The organism is Citrobacter sp. MGH110 (genome assembly GCF_001037515.1).
Classification (GTDB): domain Bacteria; phylum Pseudomonadota; class Gammaproteobacteria; order Enterobacterales; family Enterobacteriaceae; genus Citrobacter; species Citrobacter portucalensis.
On the sequence record NZ_KQ089830.1, the window covers coordinates 3,191,496 to 3,207,728 of the forward strand.

At 55.2% G+C, this 16,233-nt stretch carries 17 protein-coding genes; 2 read left to right on the plus strand and 15 right to left on the minus strand.

The annotated features are described in order from the left end of the window. Positions 1–6 precede the first annotated feature (6 nt). The 11 genes from SK38_RS14950 to pmbA all read right to left on the minus strand — a co-directional run bounded on the left by SK38_RS14950 (position 7) and on the right by pmbA (position 9,624). A complete protein-coding gene (locus SK38_RS14950) occupies positions 7–1,920 on the minus strand; it encodes a BglG family transcription antiterminator (RefSeq protein WP_048236264.1) in 1,914 nt (637 codons plus the stop codon). Between the two features lie 21 nt (positions 1,921–1,941). Then, positions 1,942–2,682 carry a 2-dehydro-3-deoxy-phosphogluconate aldolase gene (dagF, locus tag SK38_RS14955; protein ID WP_048236265.1) on the minus strand — a complete coding sequence of 247 codons (741 nt, stop codon included), beginning with the start codon at positions 2,680–2,682 and terminating at the stop codon, positions 1,942–1,944. After that, the gene (locus SK38_RS14960) at positions 2,679–3,797 is read right to left on the minus strand and encodes a DgaE family pyridoxal phosphate-dependent ammonia lyase (RefSeq protein ID WP_032942188.1); all 1,119 of its coding nucleotides are present in this window, start codon (positions 3,795–3,797) and stop codon (positions 2,679–2,681) included. Before SK38_RS14960 ends, dagF begins: the two co-directional genes overlap by 4 nt. After that, positions 3,781–4,914, minus strand: a complete 1,134-nt coding sequence (locus tag SK38_RS14965; RefSeq protein WP_048236266.1) for an amidohydrolase/deacetylase family metallohydrolase — start codon at positions 4,912–4,914, stop codon at positions 3,781–3,783. Before SK38_RS14965 ends, SK38_RS14960 begins: the two co-directional genes overlap by 17 nt. 113 nt (positions 4,915–5,027) lie before the next feature. After that, the gene (locus tag SK38_RS14970) at positions 5,028–5,672 is read right to left on the minus strand and encodes a DUF4310 family protein (RefSeq protein WP_003830379.1); all 645 of its coding nucleotides are present in this window, start codon (positions 5,670–5,672) and stop codon (positions 5,028–5,030) included. An 11-nt stretch (positions 5,673–5,683) separates the two neighbouring features. Continuing rightward, complete coding sequence (locus SK38_RS14975) at positions 5,684–6,460, minus strand: DUF4311 domain-containing protein (protein WP_003025764.1); 777 nt, start codon at positions 6,458–6,460, stop codon at positions 5,684–5,686. Positions 6,461–6,482: 22 nt separating this feature from the next. Continuing rightward, a complete protein-coding gene (locus SK38_RS14980; protein ID WP_003025762.1) occupies positions 6,483–6,782 on the minus strand; it encodes a DUF4312 family protein in 300 nt (99 codons plus the stop codon). 2 nt (positions 6,783–6,784) lie between these two features. Next, positions 6,785–7,147: an SFCGS family glycine-rich protein gene (locus SK38_RS14985; RefSeq protein WP_003830384.1), complete on the minus strand. Its 363-nt coding sequence runs from the start codon at positions 7,145–7,147 to the stop codon at positions 6,785–6,787. 10 nt (positions 7,148–7,157) lie between these two features. Then, entirely contained in the window at positions 7,158–7,466 is a 309-nt protein-coding gene (locus tag SK38_RS14990) for a glycine dehydrogenase (protein ID WP_003025758.1), read from the minus strand. 332 nt (positions 7,467–7,798) lie between these two features. Next, positions 7,799–8,185: a cytochrome b562 gene (cybC, locus tag SK38_RS14995; protein ID WP_003025756.1), complete on the minus strand. Its 387-nt coding sequence runs from the start codon at positions 8,183–8,185 to the stop codon at positions 7,799–7,801. 86 nt (positions 8,186–8,271) lie between these two features. Beyond that, entirely contained in the window at positions 8,272–9,624 is a 1,353-nt protein-coding gene (pmbA, locus tag SK38_RS15000; protein WP_048215065.1) for a metalloprotease PmbA, read from the minus strand. A gap of 95 nt (positions 9,625–9,719) precedes the next feature. On the opposite strand from pmbA, the gene yjgA reads away from it, so the two are divergent. Beyond that, positions 9,720–10,271: a ribosome biogenesis factor YjgA gene (yjgA, locus tag SK38_RS15005; protein WP_008786039.1), complete on the plus strand. Its 552-nt coding sequence runs from the start codon at positions 9,720–9,722 to the stop codon at positions 10,269–10,271. A 99-nt stretch (positions 10,272–10,370) separates the two neighbouring features. Here yjgA and mpl read toward each other — a convergent pair whose 3' ends face one another. Next, positions 10,371–11,747, minus strand: a complete 1,377-nt coding sequence (gene mpl, locus SK38_RS15010; protein WP_003830388.1) for a UDP-N-acetylmuramate:L-alanyl-gamma-D-glutamyl-meso-diaminopimelate ligase — start codon at positions 11,745–11,747, stop codon at positions 10,371–10,373. A 175-nt stretch (positions 11,748–11,922) separates the two neighbouring features. Here mpl and fbp point away from each other — a divergent pair, with 175 nt between their 5' ends. Further along, positions 11,923–12,921 (plus strand): class 1 fructose-bisphosphatase, encoded by a 999-nt coding sequence (fbp, locus tag SK38_RS15015; protein WP_003830390.1) that lies wholly within the window; start codon positions 11,923–11,925, stop codon positions 12,919–12,921. 76 nt (positions 12,922–12,997) lie between these two features. On the opposite strand, the gene SK38_RS15020 is transcribed toward fbp, so the two are convergent. The 3 genes from SK38_RS15020 to ytfT form a co-directional block, all read right to left on the minus strand. Continuing rightward, complete coding sequence (locus tag SK38_RS15020; RefSeq protein WP_075553055.1) at positions 12,998–14,110, minus strand: methyl-accepting chemotaxis protein; 1,113 nt, start codon at positions 14,108–14,110, stop codon at positions 12,998–13,000. Positions 14,111–14,213: 103 nt separating this feature from the next. Beyond that, positions 14,214–15,215, minus strand: coding sequence for a galactofuranose ABC transporter, permease protein YjfF (yjfF, locus tag SK38_RS15025; RefSeq protein WP_008786036.1), 1,002 nt, complete (start codon positions 15,213–15,215; stop codon positions 14,214–14,216). Continuing rightward, positions 15,202–16,224 carry a galactofuranose ABC transporter, ATP-binding protein YtfT gene (ytfT, locus tag SK38_RS15030; RefSeq protein ID WP_003830397.1) on the minus strand — a complete coding sequence of 341 codons (1,023 nt, stop codon included), beginning with the start codon at positions 16,222–16,224 and terminating at the stop codon, positions 15,202–15,204. Before ytfT ends, yjfF begins: the two co-directional genes overlap by 14 nt. Between the last annotated feature and the right edge of the window lie 9 nt (positions 16,225–16,233).

Consider the following 16,233-nt stretch of genomic DNA (forward strand, 5'->3'; position numbering starts at 1 on the left):
CGCCTCTCAAAAACGGCTCACACACTCCATCGCAACCGCTTTGAACTCGGTGAAATGACGGCACGCGCAGAGTCGCGTCATCGCGCGTTCGCGCAGGAAGGTGACGAAGATATCGTAGATAGCCATCGCCTCTTCGTATTCACTCTTGCTGATGGCGAGCAAGAAGATCACGTGGGCCGTTTCATCTCCCCAGGCGATACCCTGTGGGGCGAGGATGGTGTAGACCACCGTTTTCTTTGCCAGCAGACCAAGGGCGTGCGGCAAGGCAATGCTGTCACCCAGCATGGTGCTGACGATGGCCTCACGCTCAACCACCGAATCAAGAAACTCCGCGTCGACAAAACCTTCATCCTGCAACTGACGGCATAAGGTTTTGAACAACGTTTGTTGATCCATTGACTCGTCAATCACACGAAAATGGGCGGCATCGAAGAATTTGTTCAACATCCACGGACGGGTTCTGTCGACCAGCACCAGTTTGCCAATCTGCTCCAGCTGATAATCGGTAGGGAATGGCGCAATCATCACCACCGGCTTATCTTTTTCACCAATCCGCGCGGTTGAGATGACAAAATCTTCGCTGATGCTTTCCCGCTGTTCGTAGTCGCGAAGCGTTACGGTATCGACGATCTCTATCTGCGGATACTTACGCGCCAGTACCGCTTCAATCATCCGCGCCATCGCATTTCCGGCATCGCATACCAGCAGAACCTTCGGCTGCCTCTGGTAACCAATGTTGTAACTACGCTCCAGCCCGACGCCAATATGCAGCACGAGGAAGCCAATCTCATTTTCACTGATGGTGTACGGCGTATATTTTCCCCATCCCGAGACGGCGGCCAGCGTCATGTCCCACGCCATGGGGTAATGCTGTTTAATATTTTCCAACAGCGGATTGGGGATCATTATCTGGTAACGCACCCGGGTGATCATCGTCTTAATATGCGTCAGCAGGTCAGCATGCAACTGTTTATCATTCAACAGGTTGTAGTTGTACTGGGTGTTGATAAAACGCAGGATGTAATTGACCAGCGCTTCGTCATCATCCGCATTGATAGCACTGGGCGCGATCTCCTGAACCTGGCGGGCAGCAATATGCACCTGTAGCCAGTTTTCTTCGGAAACGGAAAGCGGTTTGTCTGCCAGGCGGTGCAGTACCGCCGCGATTTCCCGCGTGGCCAGGCACACCGATTGATCGGCCTCTTCTGCGGCAAAATCCGGGAGTGGATATCCTTCGCTAATCCGCCGTACCGCCACCGCGCAGTACAAGCGTAAAAACAGCTCGCCCTCATCGGTCAGACGAATATGGAAACGGGCAAAAATGTCCTGCAAAACGGGTTGCAACTGTTCAGGAAGCCCCGCATTCAGCGCTTCTTGCGTCACTAACGGATGCTGCGGATCCTGCTGCGCCAGCGTCCACAGCAGATCGGTCAAACAGGCGCGGATCGCCATTTCGCTGCCGAACAGCTTCATGCCGTGACGGGGACGCGTTTCCAGCGTCAGATGATAACGTTGCAGATGCTCGCGCACCTCAGCCATATCGTTTTGCAGCGTCGCGCGGCTGATAAACCATTCATCAGCCAAATCTTCCAGCTTCAGCGAGAAAGCCGACGTCAGAAAACGCACCACCAGCCAGTGTATCCGTTCCTGGCTGGTGCGTGGGATGCGCAGCAACGTATTGGGCTGCTGCGTTTGCAGGGTGTGAAAGCTTGCCGGGTCGTCAATTTTGAGCTGATAACCATTACCCCGGCTGAGGACAAACTGTGCGCCGTACTGGTTGAGCAGCGCGTTTAGCGCGGTGATATCCGCCCGTACGGTGCGTGTGGAAACCGACAACCGCTGCGCCAGCTCGTCCTGTGGAAGCGCTTCGTTTTGCAACATGTCAAACAGCTGTGCTAAACGTTGGTTGGGGAATCGCACGTCAGTTTCCTCATCAGTCAGTTAGCCTACGCAGGCCCGGGTCATCGCCATCAGATGGCGTACGTCGTCCGGACGAGTGTTACCACTCACCTTATCAATAATCGAACTATAGATGTGAGGAATGATTTTACTCACTCCGGCATCGAGGGCAATTTGCAGGATTTCAGTGAAATTATCCAGATCGATACCGCCGGTTGGCTCCAGCCAGAAGTCATGACGGGCGCAGGCCTGCGCGACCGCAATGTACTCGTCACGGCATTTCAGGCCGCCCATCGGGAAGTATTTAATTGAGCTACCGCCCATGTCTTTGAGCAGCGCAATCGCGGTTTCTACCGGCACAATACCGTCCGGCGACTGGCTGCTTAGCGGACCAGTGGAGATTTTCACCCTGCCCGGCGTGCCGGTTGGCGAGACCAGACCATTGACCACTGTCTCCTGCTGGCCCAGCAGCGCGCGACTGGTGGCCACGCCGGTAAAGACCTGATTGACATGCTGTGGCTGCACCTGACGAGAGATTTCACTGACCATCGCCGACTGGTTAGGATCGCCCGCCCCCAGCCCCACGGAGAGCGCATTGTCGATAAGGGCCGCGTATTCACGCATATCCGCTACCGCGCTTGCGACATCCGGGTAATTTTTTGACAACACGCCAACCAGCACGTGTCCTTCCGCCGCCGCATAAATATCCCGGGCATTTTCTTTGGAGCCTGCCAGCACGTTCAGGCAGACGCGGTCGCGATAAAAGTTAGGGGTCAGTTTCATGCGTTTTTCTCCTGCGAAATCACTTCACCAATTCGACGGGCCACAATCTCCAGCTGCGCGCGATCGACGCTGCGCACATCGGCTTCGATAATGCCTTCATTGGCTTTGTAACCACGGAAGTAAATCGCGTACTCCCCCTGTTTCAGCGCGTCGACCAGTTCCCCCGTGGCGATCCCGGTTACCGCTTCATCAAACTTAATTTCCGTGCGTGCGATGTCGCGTCCTGCACTATCCCACACCACGCGGGCGCTCACGCCGTTAAGCTGGTTCAACGCATTAATGAACGGCGTCATTTTCTCGACCATCTCCGCGCCGCTCTCTTTCTGCGCGTTCAGATACAGTTCGATGGCGCAGGTCAGGCCAAGAATTCCCTCTTTGCCCACCTTCATCGCCCGGCCAATCCCCGCCGTCTGGCGCTTCACCCACTCAACATATTGGGTTTTACCAATCACCAGACCGCTGGTTGGTCCTTCTATCGCCTTGGCGCCGCTATAAATCACCAGATCTGCACCAACCCGGTAGTAGCACTGCAAATCCTCTTCTGCCGCCGCATCCACGATCAGCGGCAGATTATGCGTACGCGCCACCACCGCGGCCTGCTCCACGCTGAGCATACTTTTCTGGACGCAGTGGTGAGATTTGATATACAGAATGGCCGCCGTACGCGGTGTAATGGCCGCCGCCAGCTGTGCCGCGGAACATTCGTTGGCATAACCGGCTTCCACTAACTTGCCGCCGCCAAGCGCTACCATGGTGCCCACCGGTGCGCCAAAGTTGACGTTGTGACCTCTGGGCAGCACGATTTCGTTGTTCTCGATGGGCGTGACGTGCAGGTTCTCCAGCAGCCAGTCGCTGTCTTTAACCAATACGCCAGCCACCGACAGGGCAATCCCGGCCGAGGCGCAAGAGACAACCGTTGCCCCTTCCACTTCCAGTAATTTCGCGATGTAGTCGCCGGTTTTATTGACCAGGTCTTTCATCTCGAAATATTGGTTCATCCCCGCCATCGCGGCTTCAACCACTTCTGGTCGCGGCGTGGAAACGCCGAGCGCCGTCATGCGGCCGGAGGTATTAATCACCTGTTTTAAATCGTATTTCTCAAAAATCGAAGGCATGTTCCGCGCTCCCTTGTTCGGTCATATAGCCCTTGCCCGCACGTATTGCGGCAAGCGGCACCAGCAGTTGTTCAGCCTGCAGGCTGTCGTTTTCTGCATCTACCAGCACGGTTGGCTGGCGCTTAAGCGTAAAGAGGGTTAAATCGGCGTCCAGACCGACCTGCAGCCGCCCCTTCTGTTTCAGGCGCAGACCATCGGCGGCATTGGCGGTAACGCATTCAATGACCTGCGGAAGCGACATCCCAATGGCGAGGAATTTCGACATCACATTCGCCAGGGAATGCACCGGGCCGCTGATACGGTTACGACAGTAAATATCGGAGCTGATGGTGTGCGGCAAAATACCCAGTTCGATAGCGCGTTTTGCCACCGCAAAGCTCAGGCTGGCGGTGCCATGCCCAACGTCCAGACGCACGCCGCGTGAAATCGCCCGCGTCACTGACGCCCGCAGCTCGCCTTGCGGCGTCAGAATGCGATTCGGCTTACCGTTGTAACAGTGGGTAATGATGTCACCTGCGCTCAGGCGCTCGGCGATCTCATCCAGGTCCGGCGGGTTGTTGCCGATGTGCACCATCAGCGGCAGATCACCGTTCTGCGCTTGCATCGCTTTGGCGCGATCCAGCGGCGTGATGCCATTTTCACCGACTACGCTGCTGCTCATACGTGCCTTCAGACCGACGATAAAATCAGGGTGGCGTTTCACCGCCTCTCGTACCGCATCAGCGTCAATATTGGCCATGTTGGCCAGCTCGTTCTGGGCGATAAGCCCAACGCGGGAGATATTCAGCAACGCGTACACTTCGGTGGCAGCTTCCCGGGTCAGGGTGTAAAAATCGTCGATGTCATCCGCCCCGGTACTGCCCGCATCCACTACGGTAGTGACGCCGGTCGCAATACCAACGCTATCCGGCTGGTCGTGGTAAATCGGGGATTTCGCGTAGCAATGAACGTGGGAGTCAATCCAGCCTGCGCTGACGTAGCACTCACCGCCCAGCTCGATGGTTTTCAGCGCCGGGCCATCAACGTCACCCAACGCCGCGATCTTGCCGTCTTTGAGCGCAATATCGCTCACCGTATCGTCAACGAGGCGCGCACGGCGCAGGAGTAAATCAAACATGTCTCTCTCTCCTGTTGAAATGGGGGCGGTCGTGTAGGCCTGATAAGCGCAGCGCCATCAGGCGTCATTGCCGGATGGCGGCTGCACCTTATCCGGCCTACAACGACACACCATCAACTAATGGCAATCGGGAAGATGGACCCGAGGATCATCGCGCCGAGGATCGCCCCGCCGGTAATCGGTTTTTGCCACAGGTAAAACAGCAGCGCGCCTGCCAGAGAACCGATTCCGATAGGAATCGAAGCCGTCATCGCGCTGAGGATAATCAACGGCCCGAGGAAGCGTCCGGAGGCGTTACCGGCCCCCATCATGACGTCCGCACCGTAGGTCGAGTCGCTCTGGTTGATGGTGAACTTACGCGCCAGAATGATGATGTAGCCAATCGCCAGACCAATCACCAGACCGGTGACCAGCGAGGCGGCGAAGTTGGCGACCGGGAAGATAATGCCCGCGCCCAGCAGCAGCGCCGGAACACCTAACCCAACCCCGGTTTGAATCGCCCCGCCGATATCCAAAATCCCCACCAGCGAACCTTCAATGATGCGGGCAAACAGGAAGCTTGCGCCAAATGCCGCCACCGCTCCGTAGGAGCCGGTATCCATTCCCGCCTTCAGCATCGCCACAAAAGCCACTTCGTTAAATGCGCCAATACCGTACAGGTAGTACATGTGTGTTCCGGCAAACACGCCAGAGGAGAGCAGGCCCACGAAGATCGGGAACGACCAGTCAGCGAACCAAAAACCTTTATTCTGTTCCATGATGACCTCCGTTATTTGCCGCTGAGCGAGTTGTGGATAAGTTCGAGCCAGTTAGGCACGGTCAGATGGAAGGATTCGATCATCTTCATGTCGAAGCCACGGAAGAAGCCGCTCAGGACAAACAGCGCGACGATAGCCACCATCATCACTTTAGTGACGTGGTTCCAGCCGCTCTCTTCAACACCTTTGCCGATCAGAATGCCGAGAACCAGACCCGGAACGGCGTTACCCATGATCAGCTGCGCCGCGCCGCCAAAAACGGTGGCCCAGAAGCCAGATTTCTTACCGGCGTCGATCGCCGCCAGCCAGAAGATTACTGGCATCACGGTGTTAACCAGCAGGTTAGCCGCGGGCACCAGCACCTTGACGGCGGTAACCTGCAACGCTTCCGGTACGGATGATGCGGTGAGGTTCAGGAAGGTCACCACGATCATCCCGATAACGCCGCAGGCAATTGCCATGCGTTTGGGGTCGTGCAGCGTTTCACCGACGTTGCGATTTTTAATCATCAGCGCGGCGGCGCCCCAGTTGGGGATGATGCGATGGTCGACGTCCTGCGTGAACGCCCCCGCCGCAACAGAGGAAGCCCAGGCGTTAAAGAAGAAGCCCAGGCCGAACGAGAAGTGAGAAGCCGGATCCCCTTCGCAGGAATTCAGTTCTCCCAGAGTACGAAACGCGCCCATCCCTTGAGTGGTAGGCGCATGAAACATGCGTGCAGCCCCAGCGCCGACACCAACGCCAACCAACGCGCCGATGATGAGCGATTTTATTAATATTATCAGGAACATAATTATGCCTTTTAATAGAAAATCAGCGTTGCGTAACGAAATCCACCTTGTCGAGATTGATGGCAGTCACGTTGACGGTCACGTCCAGCTCCACGCTGAAAGTGCGTCTTTCCCGGCGCAAAAAGAGGAATAAAAACGCCTCTTTACGCACCGATTCACGCGCTTGAACAACCTGCACATCCTGTGGCTCAATACGCAGTAAGATATGCGGCGACGCTTTCATCACCGCAGCCTGAACGTGGTTCAGGGCATCGGCAAAGGCGCGAGCTTTGGTCTCGCCCTTACCCGTGACTCTCACCGTGGTGGTGAATTGCTCTTTCATGCTTAAGCGCCGTGTTTCTTTTGCCACGCCTGCACCAGGCGCTCGCCGAGCTCTTCTTTGTCCATAAAGCCGAATCCCAGTACGTTGCACCCTTCGTTGATGGCGGTTACCCCTTCATCGACCGAGCGCATGCCGTATTTCGCCTTGTAGCCGTATTTGGTCTGCGCGGTAATCGCACCCGCACCACCGCTGCCGCAAAACGAGATACCAAAGGTGGCGTTTTCCGCTTTCATCACGTCACCCAGCTTCATATCTGCTGCAACGCCCGGCACCACAACGGCACGGCCACCCGCTTTCTCTACGCCTGCCGCCACTTTCTGGCCTTTACCCAGACGATCGCCAATCACTACGGTAATCTGTTCCATCTTTTGCTCCTTAAAGGTTGTCTTTCGCGACTTCGAAGTGCACCGACAGCAGCCAGGCCTCTTCCTCAGGAAGATTGCCAAACTCGGCGACCACGTCGCGGGCAAGCGCCATTGATTCGGCAGATATTTCATCAAACAAGCTGGCATCGACCTCTGGTAAGGGTTCACCCGTTACCGAGCGGTGCGCCATGGCGCGAACATGCGACGTCAGCATCTGTTCCTGTACGGCGTTGGGAATAATGTTGCGTTCACGCAGCAAGGCATACACCTGCGCCAGCATGCGGTCGGCCAGTTCCACCGATTCCCCCATGTCATTCATTACAGCTCCGTTATTCACTCGTCTTACCCCATTAATGTCTCTGAGGGTAAATTAGCGACGGAGGTTATGAGTTTGTAGCGAGTTGTTTTCCACTTCGAAGTGGAAAGGTGTGCAGCGATAGTGATCTGTGCCGCAAAAAGAGCTGGAACCACGATTTATCACTGGAAGAATGTGATTGAGATCGCAAGAGCGAGCAGAAAAATGAAAGGAAGTGCGAACAATGAATGGGCGATAAAAATGAAAAAATGTGATGGGGATAGCGTTTACTTATGGGACGTGCAGTAGCGGGGTGTTGTATCCGACCTACGGGTATGCAGGCCGGATAGCGCAGATTAGCGGAACTTCTTGTGGTTTTCGTTGCGCGTGGTTTTCAGCTCTTCCGCAACGGCTTTCGCCTCTTTAACTTTACCTTCGTTCGCCAGCTTCAACGCACCGTCGATCTGACCGATCAGCGTGTCAAAGCCGTGGCGGAAATCCTTCATCTCCGGGCTGTCCGGGGATTTGTTTTCCAGCTTCGGCGGCGTTCCCTTTTGCGCGTCCAGCGCAGCTGCACGCATTTTGGTTAACGCATCTTTCAGTTCAGTCGCATTATCCGTTTTTTCGACGATTTTCAGGTTGTCGTTGAGGATCCCCATATCGTCTTCAAGATCGGCTGCAAACGCAGAAGAACCAAGAACCAGCGTTGAAGCTGCGACGATCGCTAACAGGTGTTTACGCATTGCTCACTTCCTTTTTTATTATTCAAAAATAAACAAACGCCAGATACCCTCAATAATTCACGCCACAGCTTGAAGTATGACGGGTATTATTGCCCGGCGATCTTCATCTCCGGCAACAGGACCGAACCACACTGAATATTACTGCGCGTTTCAATATCGTTGCCGACGGTGACGATATTACGCCACATCTCTTTTAAGTTACCAGCGATGGTAATTTCACTCACCGGGTACTGAATTTCGCCGTTTTCGACCCAGAAGCCCGCCGCGCCGCGCGAGTAATCGCCGGTAATGCCGCTTACGCCCTGTCCCATCAGCTCGGTAACCACAAGACCTGTGCCCATCTCTTTGAGCAACTGCTCGAAGCTTAGACCCTGTCCCGGAATTCGCCAGTTGTGGATCCCGCCTGCATGACCGGTGCTCTTAAGCCCCAGCTTACGTGCAGAATAATTGGTCAGCAGCCACTGAGTCAGCACACCGTCTTTAATAATGTCGCGGCGTTTGGTCCGTACGCCTTCGCTGTCGAACGGTGAAGACGCCAGCCCTTTCAGCAGGTGCGGATGTTCTTCAATGGTCAGCCATTCCGGCAGAATTTGCTTGCCCAGCGAGTCGAGCAGGAAGGTGGATTTGCGGTACACCGAGCCGCCTGCAATGGCGCCAACCAGGTGTCCGAACAGTCCGGTCGCCACTTCATTGGCGAAAATCACCGGCGCTTTCATGGTGGAAAGCTTACGCGGAGACAGGCGTGATAAGGTACGGCGAGCACAGTCAGCCCCCACCCACTCCGGCGTTTGCAGATCGCCCATCGCCCGACCAATGGTGTAGGCGTAATCACGCTCCATATCACCATTTTCTTCTGCGATTACGCAGCTGGAAAGGGAATGGCGCGTGGAGCAGTAGCCCTGCAGCATGCCGTGGCTGTTGCCAAACACTTTGATGCCATAGTGGCTGTTAAAGCTGCCGCCTTCGGTATTGGTGATGCGTTTGTCGGCCTGTAGTGCCGCCTGTTCAGCGCGGGCAGCCAGTTCGATAGCTTCGTCAGGGGAAACTTCCGCCGGGTGGAACAGGTCCAGATCGGGCGCATCAAAGGCCAGCAGTTCTTTATCTGCCACGCCCGCGCACGGGTCCGGCGAAGTGTAACGTGCAATGTCCAGCGCGGCCTGCACGGTGCGTGCAATCGCCTGCGGGCTTAAATCGGTGGACGATGCGCTGCCCTTACGGTTCTGGTGGTAAACCGTAATCCCCAGTGCACCATCGCTATTGAATTCGACGTTCTCCACTTCACCATAACGGGTGCTGACGCTAATACCCGTGGTCTTGCTTACAGCGACTTCCGCGCCATCCGACTTACCTGACGCTAATTCCAGTGCTGTCGAGACTGCTTCTTCCAGAATCTTACGCTGCGCTTCAACTTGTGAGATTACTTTCATCGCAAATGCCATAATGTAGAGAGAGTTTCTCTGAAGTCTAACAGAGAACCGTTTTTCAGTGCGCATCTTAACTGGTAACATTAGCCTCTTTTTTTAAGGAGCCTGACATGACTAAGCAGCCCGAAGACTGGCTCGACGACGTTCCCGGTGATGACATCGAAGACGAAGACGATGAAATTATCTGGGTCAGTAAAAGTGAAATAAAACGTGACGCCGAGGAGTTAAAACACCTGGGTGTGGAACTGGTAAAACTGGGGAAAAACGCGCTGGATAAAATCCCGCTCGATGCGGATTTACGTGCCGCGATTGAGCTGGCCCAGCGTATTAAGATGGAAGGTCGCCGTCGTCAGCTGCAGCTGATTGGCAAAATGTTGCGCCAGCGCGATGTTGATCCTATCCGTCAGGCGCTGGACAAGCTGAAAAACCGTCACAACCAACAGGTCGTTGTCTTCCATAAGCTGGAGCAACTGCGTGACCGTATGGTTGACGGTAGCGATGAAGCTATCGAAGAAGTGATGAACCTGTGGCCTGACGCCGACCGTCAGCAACTGCGTTCGCTGGTGCGTAACGCCAGGAAAGAAAAAGCGGGCAACAAGCCGCCAAAATCTTCCCGCCAGATCTTCCAGTATCTGCGTGAACTGGCGGAAAACGAGGCGTAACCTCTTCGTCCGCCGAAAGTGCCGGATGGCGGTGCAAATACCTTATCCGGCCTACGATCCGTTGTAGGCCCGGTAAGCGTAGCGCCACCGGGCATTTTTTTACTCTTCTTCTGCCTGAGCTTTCTTCGCCAGACCATCCAGCAGTTTTTGATGAATACCGCCAAACCCGCCGTTGCTCATTACCAGAATGTGATCGCCAGGCTGTGCGGTTTTCACCACCATATCTGCCAGTGCATCCACATCGCCGCTCCAGTGTGCCGGCTGAACGCAGGCTTCAGCGACTTCTGCTACCTGCCACGGAATGTGCGGGGGTTGCAGCAGGAACACTTCGTCTGCACGCCCTAACGACGGTGCCAGGTCATCTTTGCACAGGCCCATTTTCATGGTGTTCGAGCGAGGTTCCAGCACCGCGATGATGCGCGCCGTGCCGCCCACTTTACCGCGCAGTGCCGCAAGCGTTGCCAGAATGGCCGTCGGGTGATGGGCAAAATCGTCATACACCGTCACGCCATTGGCTTCACCGCGCAGCTCAAGACGGCGACGGGCGTTGATGAACGAGCCCAATGCATTGGCCGCATCCGCAGGCACGACGCCAACATGACGCGCGGCTGCAATCGCCATCAGGCCATTGTGCATGTTGTGCTCGCCCACCAGGCCCCACTTCACTTCGCCGACTTTTTCACCGTCCAGCCACACTTCCCACTCGGAGGCATCGGTGGTCAGCTTTTTCGCCTGCCAGTGACCTTGTTCGCCCACCAGCTCTTGTTCGCTCCAGCAGCCCATCGCCATCGTCTGTTTCAGATTGATGTCGTTTTCCGGGTAGATGATGCGTCCCTGGCCCGGCACGATACGCACCAGATGGTGGAACTGTTTCTGAATAGCTTTCAGATCGTCAAAGATATCTGCGTGATCGAACTCAAGATTATTGAGGATCAGCGTGCGCGGGCAGTAATGTACGAATTTAGAACGCTTGTCGAAGAACGCACAGTCGTACTCATCCGCTTCAATCACGAAGAAGTCGCTCTCGCCGAGGCGCGCGGAAACCTCAAAGTTGCCCGGAACGCCGCCGATCACAAAGCCAGGTTTATAGCCGCAGGCTTCGAGGATCCAGGTCGCCATTCCGGCGGTAGTGGTTTTGCCGTGCGTACCCGCAACCGCCAGTACCCAGCGATCGCGCAAGACAAAGTCATGCAGCCACTGCGGGCCTGACATGTACGGAATGTTCTTTTCCAGCACCGCTTCCACGCACGGATTACCACGGGTCATGGCATTGCCGATGATCACCAGGTCCGGCTGTGGGTCGAGCTGGCTGGCATCGTAACCCTGAATCAGATCAATGCCTTGCTTCTCAAGTAAGGTACTCATCGGCGGATACACATTGGCGTCCGAACCGGTTACTTCATGACCGAGCGAGCGCGCCAGCATCGCCAGACCGCCCATGAAAGTGCCACAAATTCCCAAAATATGAATGCGCATACGTCACTATCCTTTTTTAATCTGGGGGCCATTTTACGCACATGTCCGGCAAGTGAGAAACGCATTTCAGGATATTCCGCAGTTTGCTGGCGCGATTCACCTAAGCGCAACAAAGGAAATATTTGTTAATATTGTTGCGGTCGCTTTACTCCACATAAATTGCAGGGAAAGTGTTATGAAAACGTTAGGTGAATTTATTGTCGAAAAGCAGCACGAGTTTTCTCATGCTACCGGTGAGCTCACTGCTTTGTTGTCGGCAATAAAGCTGGGCGCCAAGATCATCCACCGCGATATCAATAAGGCCGGTCTGGTCGATATCCTGGGTGCCAGCGGTGCTGAGAACGTGCAGGGAGAGGTTCAACAAAAACTCGATCTGTTCGCGAACGAAAAACTGAAAGCTGCACTGAAGGCGCGCGACATTGTGGCGGGCATTGCCTCAGAAGAAGAAGATGAAATCGTCGTCTTTGAAGGCTGTGAACACGCTAAATACGTTGTGCTAATGGATCCGCTGGATGGCTCATCCAACATCGATGTTAACGTCTCTGTCGGTACGATTTTCTCTATTTACCGCCGCGTAACCCCAGTCGGCACACCGGTCACGGAAGAGGATTTCCTGCAACCGGGCAACAAGCAAGTTGCTGCAGGTTACGTTGTTTATGGTTCTTCCACCATGCTGGTGTATACCACCGGCTGTGGCGTACATGCCTTCACTTACGATCCTTCTCTGGGCGTATTCTGCCTCAGCCAGGAACGTATGCGCTTCCCGGCGAAAGGCAGCACGTACTCCATTAACGAAGGTAACTACATCAAATTCCCGAACGGCGTGAAGAAGTACATTAAATTCTGCCAGGAAGAAGATAAGCCAACCCAGCGCCCGTATACCTCGCGCTACATTGGCTCTCTGGTTGCAGATTTCCATCGCAATCTGCTGAAAGGCGGGATCTACCTGTACCCAAGCACCGCCAGCCACCCGCAAGGGAAACTGCGTCTGCTGTATGAATGCAACCCGATGGCCTTCCTGGCCGAGCAGGCGGGCGGCAAAGCCAGCGATGGTAAAGAACGCATTCTGGATATCACCCCAGAAAGCCTGCACCAGCGCCGCTCCTTCTTCGTGGGTAACGACCATATGGTTGAAGATGTAGAACGCTTTATCCGCGAGTTCCCGGACGCGTAAGTATCATTCATCGCACGGACGTAGGCCGGATAAAACGCGTAGCGTTGCCATCCGGCCTACAAAATCCATCGTCTGCTTACGCTTTCTGTAGCTTAAATACGGCCATTGCTTCGATTAGCGCTGAAGACTGCTCTTCCAGCGAGCGGGTAGCCGCTGAAGACTGCTGCACCAGCGCCGCGTTTTGCTGCGCCGTTTCATCCATCTGAATTACCGCGATATTCACCTGCTCTATGCCGCGACTCTGTTCCTGGGACGCACTGGCAATTTCACGCATCAGTTTGGTCATACGCATAACCTCGGTCGCGATTTCATCCATGGTTTCGCCCGCCTGCTGTGCCAGTTCACTGCCTTCCCCCACATGGGTGTGCGAATCGCTGATTAGAGTACGGATCTCTTTGGCCGCCTCGGCGCTGCGGCTGGCCAGATTACGCACTTCACCTGCCACAACCGCAAAGCCCCGCCCCTGCTCACCAGCTCGCGCCGCTTCAACGGAAGCATTGAGCGCCAGAATATTGGTCTGGAAAGCAATGCCATCAATCACGCTGAGGATGTCGGCGATTCGGCTGGAACTGCCGGAAATATCGCGCATTTTCTCGATCACATAGCACACCATTTCGCTACCGCGATCGGCGGTATCCGACACCGATTTTGCCAGCTGGTGCGCCTGTTCCGCGTTCTGCGCATTCTGTTTTACCGTCGCCGTGAGTTCTTCCATGCTGGCGGCGGTCTGCTCCAGCGAAGTGGCTGTCGATTCAGTGCGTTGCGCCAGATGCTGGTTACCGGCCGTCAGTTCACGACTGCCAATATCAATTTGCGAGCTGGCATCGCGTACGCGCTGTACCGAGTCGCCCAGCGCATGGCGCATATCATCCATTGCTGCGTTCAGGCGGTTGAATTCGGCGCTGGCCGACAACGCGGTAACCGGCGACAAATCCCCCGTTGCCAGACGTTCCAGTTGCTCAACCATGTTATCCAACGGTTTGAGAAACTTATTTCGCAGCATAAACCAAATGACCGCCAGCAATGCGATAGCAGCCAACATTGCAGCGCTCATAATACCGTGATAAATCAACGAGGTAATGACACGTGTAGACGCATATAGCCCCATGCCACCGGTCAGTAGCAGAAGGAACGCCAGCAGAGACAATAACACCAACAAACTTGATCGAATTGAAAGGGATTTTGGCATCGTTATATTTCCGGTTGTAGGGTTAAAACAGACCTGTACAGAACCTATCGACTACAACCGGAAAAAGTTTAGATATTTAAATGTTTTGTGCAAAATCAGGATGTTACTTTGGTGTTGCCGCCGTACCCACTCGGGTAACCGGCGAGCTTTGACGATTTTCCCAAAGCACCGTCAGACCGCGTTGTAACGCTATAAATATAAACAATAAAATGCCAATCGCGATCTTCGTCCACCAGGAACTTAATGTGCCGTCAAAATTAATGTAGGTCTGGATCAGCCCCTGAATGGCGACGCCAAACAACGTCCCTAACACTGTACCGACCCCACCGCTGAGCAGCGTTCCGCCAATCACAACTGAGGCTATCGCATCCAGTTCGACGCCAACGCCCGCCAGCGCATAGCCCGCCTGGGTGTAAATGGAAAAGACAATGCCGGCAAGCGTCGCAAGCCCGGTAGACAGCATATAAATGCGGATGGTGGTGCTGCGGGTTGAGATGCCCATCAGGTTGGCAGAGGTGGCGTTGCCGCCAATCGCGTAAACCTGATTACCAAAGCGCGTACGGTGCGCCAGGAATATGCCGATGACGACAACCGCCAGCATCAGCAATCCCATCGCGCTCAGGCGACCACCGCCGGGAATTTTCCATGCCAGGCTTGAGAGCGTGTCATAAACCGGATGGTTAATTGGGATGGATTCTTCAGAGACCAGATAGCTGACGCCGCGCAGGAAGAACATTCCCGCCAGGGTGATAATAAATGCCGGGATCTTCAGCGCATCAATCAGTAACCCCATAAACGCACCAAACGCGCAGCCCATCAGCAAAACCAAAGGGAACGCCAGCAGCGGAGAAATGCCCCAATAGCCAATGGCCTTTGCCAGAAATACACCGGTAAAGGCGATCACCGAGCCAACGGAAAGGTCGATCCCGCCAGAGAGGATTACGAAAGTCATGCCTACGGCAATGATGCCCAGAAAGGCGTTATCGGTCAGGATATTGCAAATGACCCGGGTGGAAGCAAAAGCGGGAAACTGCGTCAGGCAGTAGAGATAACCCAGCACAAACACGCCGAGGGTGATCATCAGCGGTAAATTACGTTTTATCATGACCACGCACTCCTTTTATCAGGCTGATAAAGCGTTGTGACTGCACGACCAGCACACACAACACCACCACGGCTTTGACCACCTGATTCAGTTCCGGCTGGAAGCCCGACAGCAAAATCCCGGTGTTCATGCCCTGAATAATCAATGCGCCTACCACCGACAGCAGCAGGTTAAAGCGCCCGCCCATCAGCGACCCGCCGCCGATAACCACCGCCAGGATGGCATCCAGCTCCAGCCATAAGCCGGCGTTATTGGCATCTGCCCCGCGGATATCCGCCGTGACGATAATACCAGCGATAGCCGCGCACAGGCCGCTCAGCACATAGGTGAGCATCACGATAATGCGGGTGTTCACCCCGGCGTTTTTTGCCGCACGAATGTTGATACCCACCGCTTCGATAAACATACCCAGCGCCGTTTTCCGCGTCAGCAGCCAGAACACCACCAGCGTGAGCAGTGCAATAATTACCGGCGTGGGGAATAGTAAGAGCGAGCCGCTGCCAAACCATGAAAGTTCTGGCGAGTTGAAGGTGACGATCTGCCCGGAGGTGATCAACTGCGCCACTCCGCGCCCGGCCACCATCAGAATAAGCGTAGCGACGAACGGTTGGATCTTGAGGATGGCCACCAGAATCCCGTTCCACAGCCCAGCCAGAATGCCGGAGCCTAAGGCGGCAAGCAGCACTACCGGCAGACTGTGCCCGGCCACCGTCATCGCCGCAGTCGTCGCGCCGGCAATAGCCATGACGGCGCCCACGGAAAGGTCGATACCGCCGGTGGCAATCACCAGCGTCATACCAATCGCCAACAGCGCTACGGGCGCGGCGCGGTTGAGAATATCAATCGGGCTGCCGAACAGCCGACCATCCTGCAAAATCACCTGGTAGAAGTGCGGCGCGACCAGGCTATCCACCAGCAGCACCAGCAGTAACGCCACCAGCTGTGGCATCCCCTTTGGCCAACGGAACCGCCGTTTAGACGGATTGGATTGAGGGAGAGATTGAGGCATCACCATAGT

Coding starts and splice junctions, on each gene's coding strand:
- dagF (WP_048236265.1), bottom strand. CDS start 2,682: ATGAAACTGACCCCTAACTTTTATCGCGACCGCGTCTGCCTGAACGTG.
- ytfT (WP_003830397.1), bottom strand. CDS start 16,224: ATGCCTCAATCTCTCCCTCAATCCAATCCGTCTAAACGGCGGTTCCGT.
- SK38_RS15020 (WP_075553055.1), bottom strand. CDS start 14,110: ATGCCAAAATCCCTTTCAATTCGATCAAGTTTGTTGGTGTTATTGTCT.
- yjfF (WP_008786036.1), bottom strand. CDS start 15,215: ATGATAAAACGTAATTTACCGCTGATGATCACCCTCGGCGTGTTTGTG.
- SK38_RS14970 (WP_003830379.1), bottom strand. CDS start 5,672: ATGGAACAGAATAAAGGTTTTTGGTTCGCTGACTGGTCGTTCCCGATC.
- SK38_RS14965 (WP_048236266.1), bottom strand. CDS start 4,914: ATGTTTGATTTACTCCTGCGCCGTGCGCGCCTCGTTGACGATACGGTG.
- SK38_RS14990 (WP_003025758.1), bottom strand. CDS start 7,466: ATGAATGACATGGGGGAATCGGTGGAACTGGCCGACCGCATGCTGGCG.
- mpl (WP_003830388.1), bottom strand. CDS start 11,747: ATGCGCATTCATATTTTGGGAATTTGTGGCACTTTCATGGGCGGTCTG.
- SK38_RS14975 (WP_003025764.1), bottom strand. CDS start 6,460: ATGTTCCTGATAATATTAATAAAATCGCTCATCATCGGCGCGTTGGTT.
- cybC (WP_003025756.1), bottom strand. CDS start 8,185: ATGCGTAAACACCTGTTAGCGATCGTCGCAGCTTCAACGCTGGTTCTT.
- fbp (WP_003830390.1), top strand. CDS start 11,923: ATGAAAACGTTAGGTGAATTTATTGTCGAAAAGCAGCACGAGTTTTCT.
- pmbA (WP_048215065.1), bottom strand. CDS start 9,624: ATGGCATTTGCGATGAAAGTAATCTCACAAGTTGAAGCGCAGCGTAAG.
- yjgA (WP_008786039.1), top strand. CDS start 9,720: ATGACTAAGCAGCCCGAAGACTGGCTCGACGACGTTCCCGGTGATGAC.
- SK38_RS14980 (WP_003025762.1), bottom strand. CDS start 6,782: ATGAAAGAGCAATTCACCACCACGGTGAGAGTCACGGGTAAGGGCGAG.
- SK38_RS14960 (WP_032942188.1), bottom strand. CDS start 3,797: ATGCCTTCGATTTTTGAGAAATACGATTTAAAACAGGTGATTAATACC.
- SK38_RS14985 (WP_003830384.1), bottom strand. CDS start 7,147: ATGGAACAGATTACCGTAGTGATTGGCGATCGTCTGGGTAAAGGCCAG.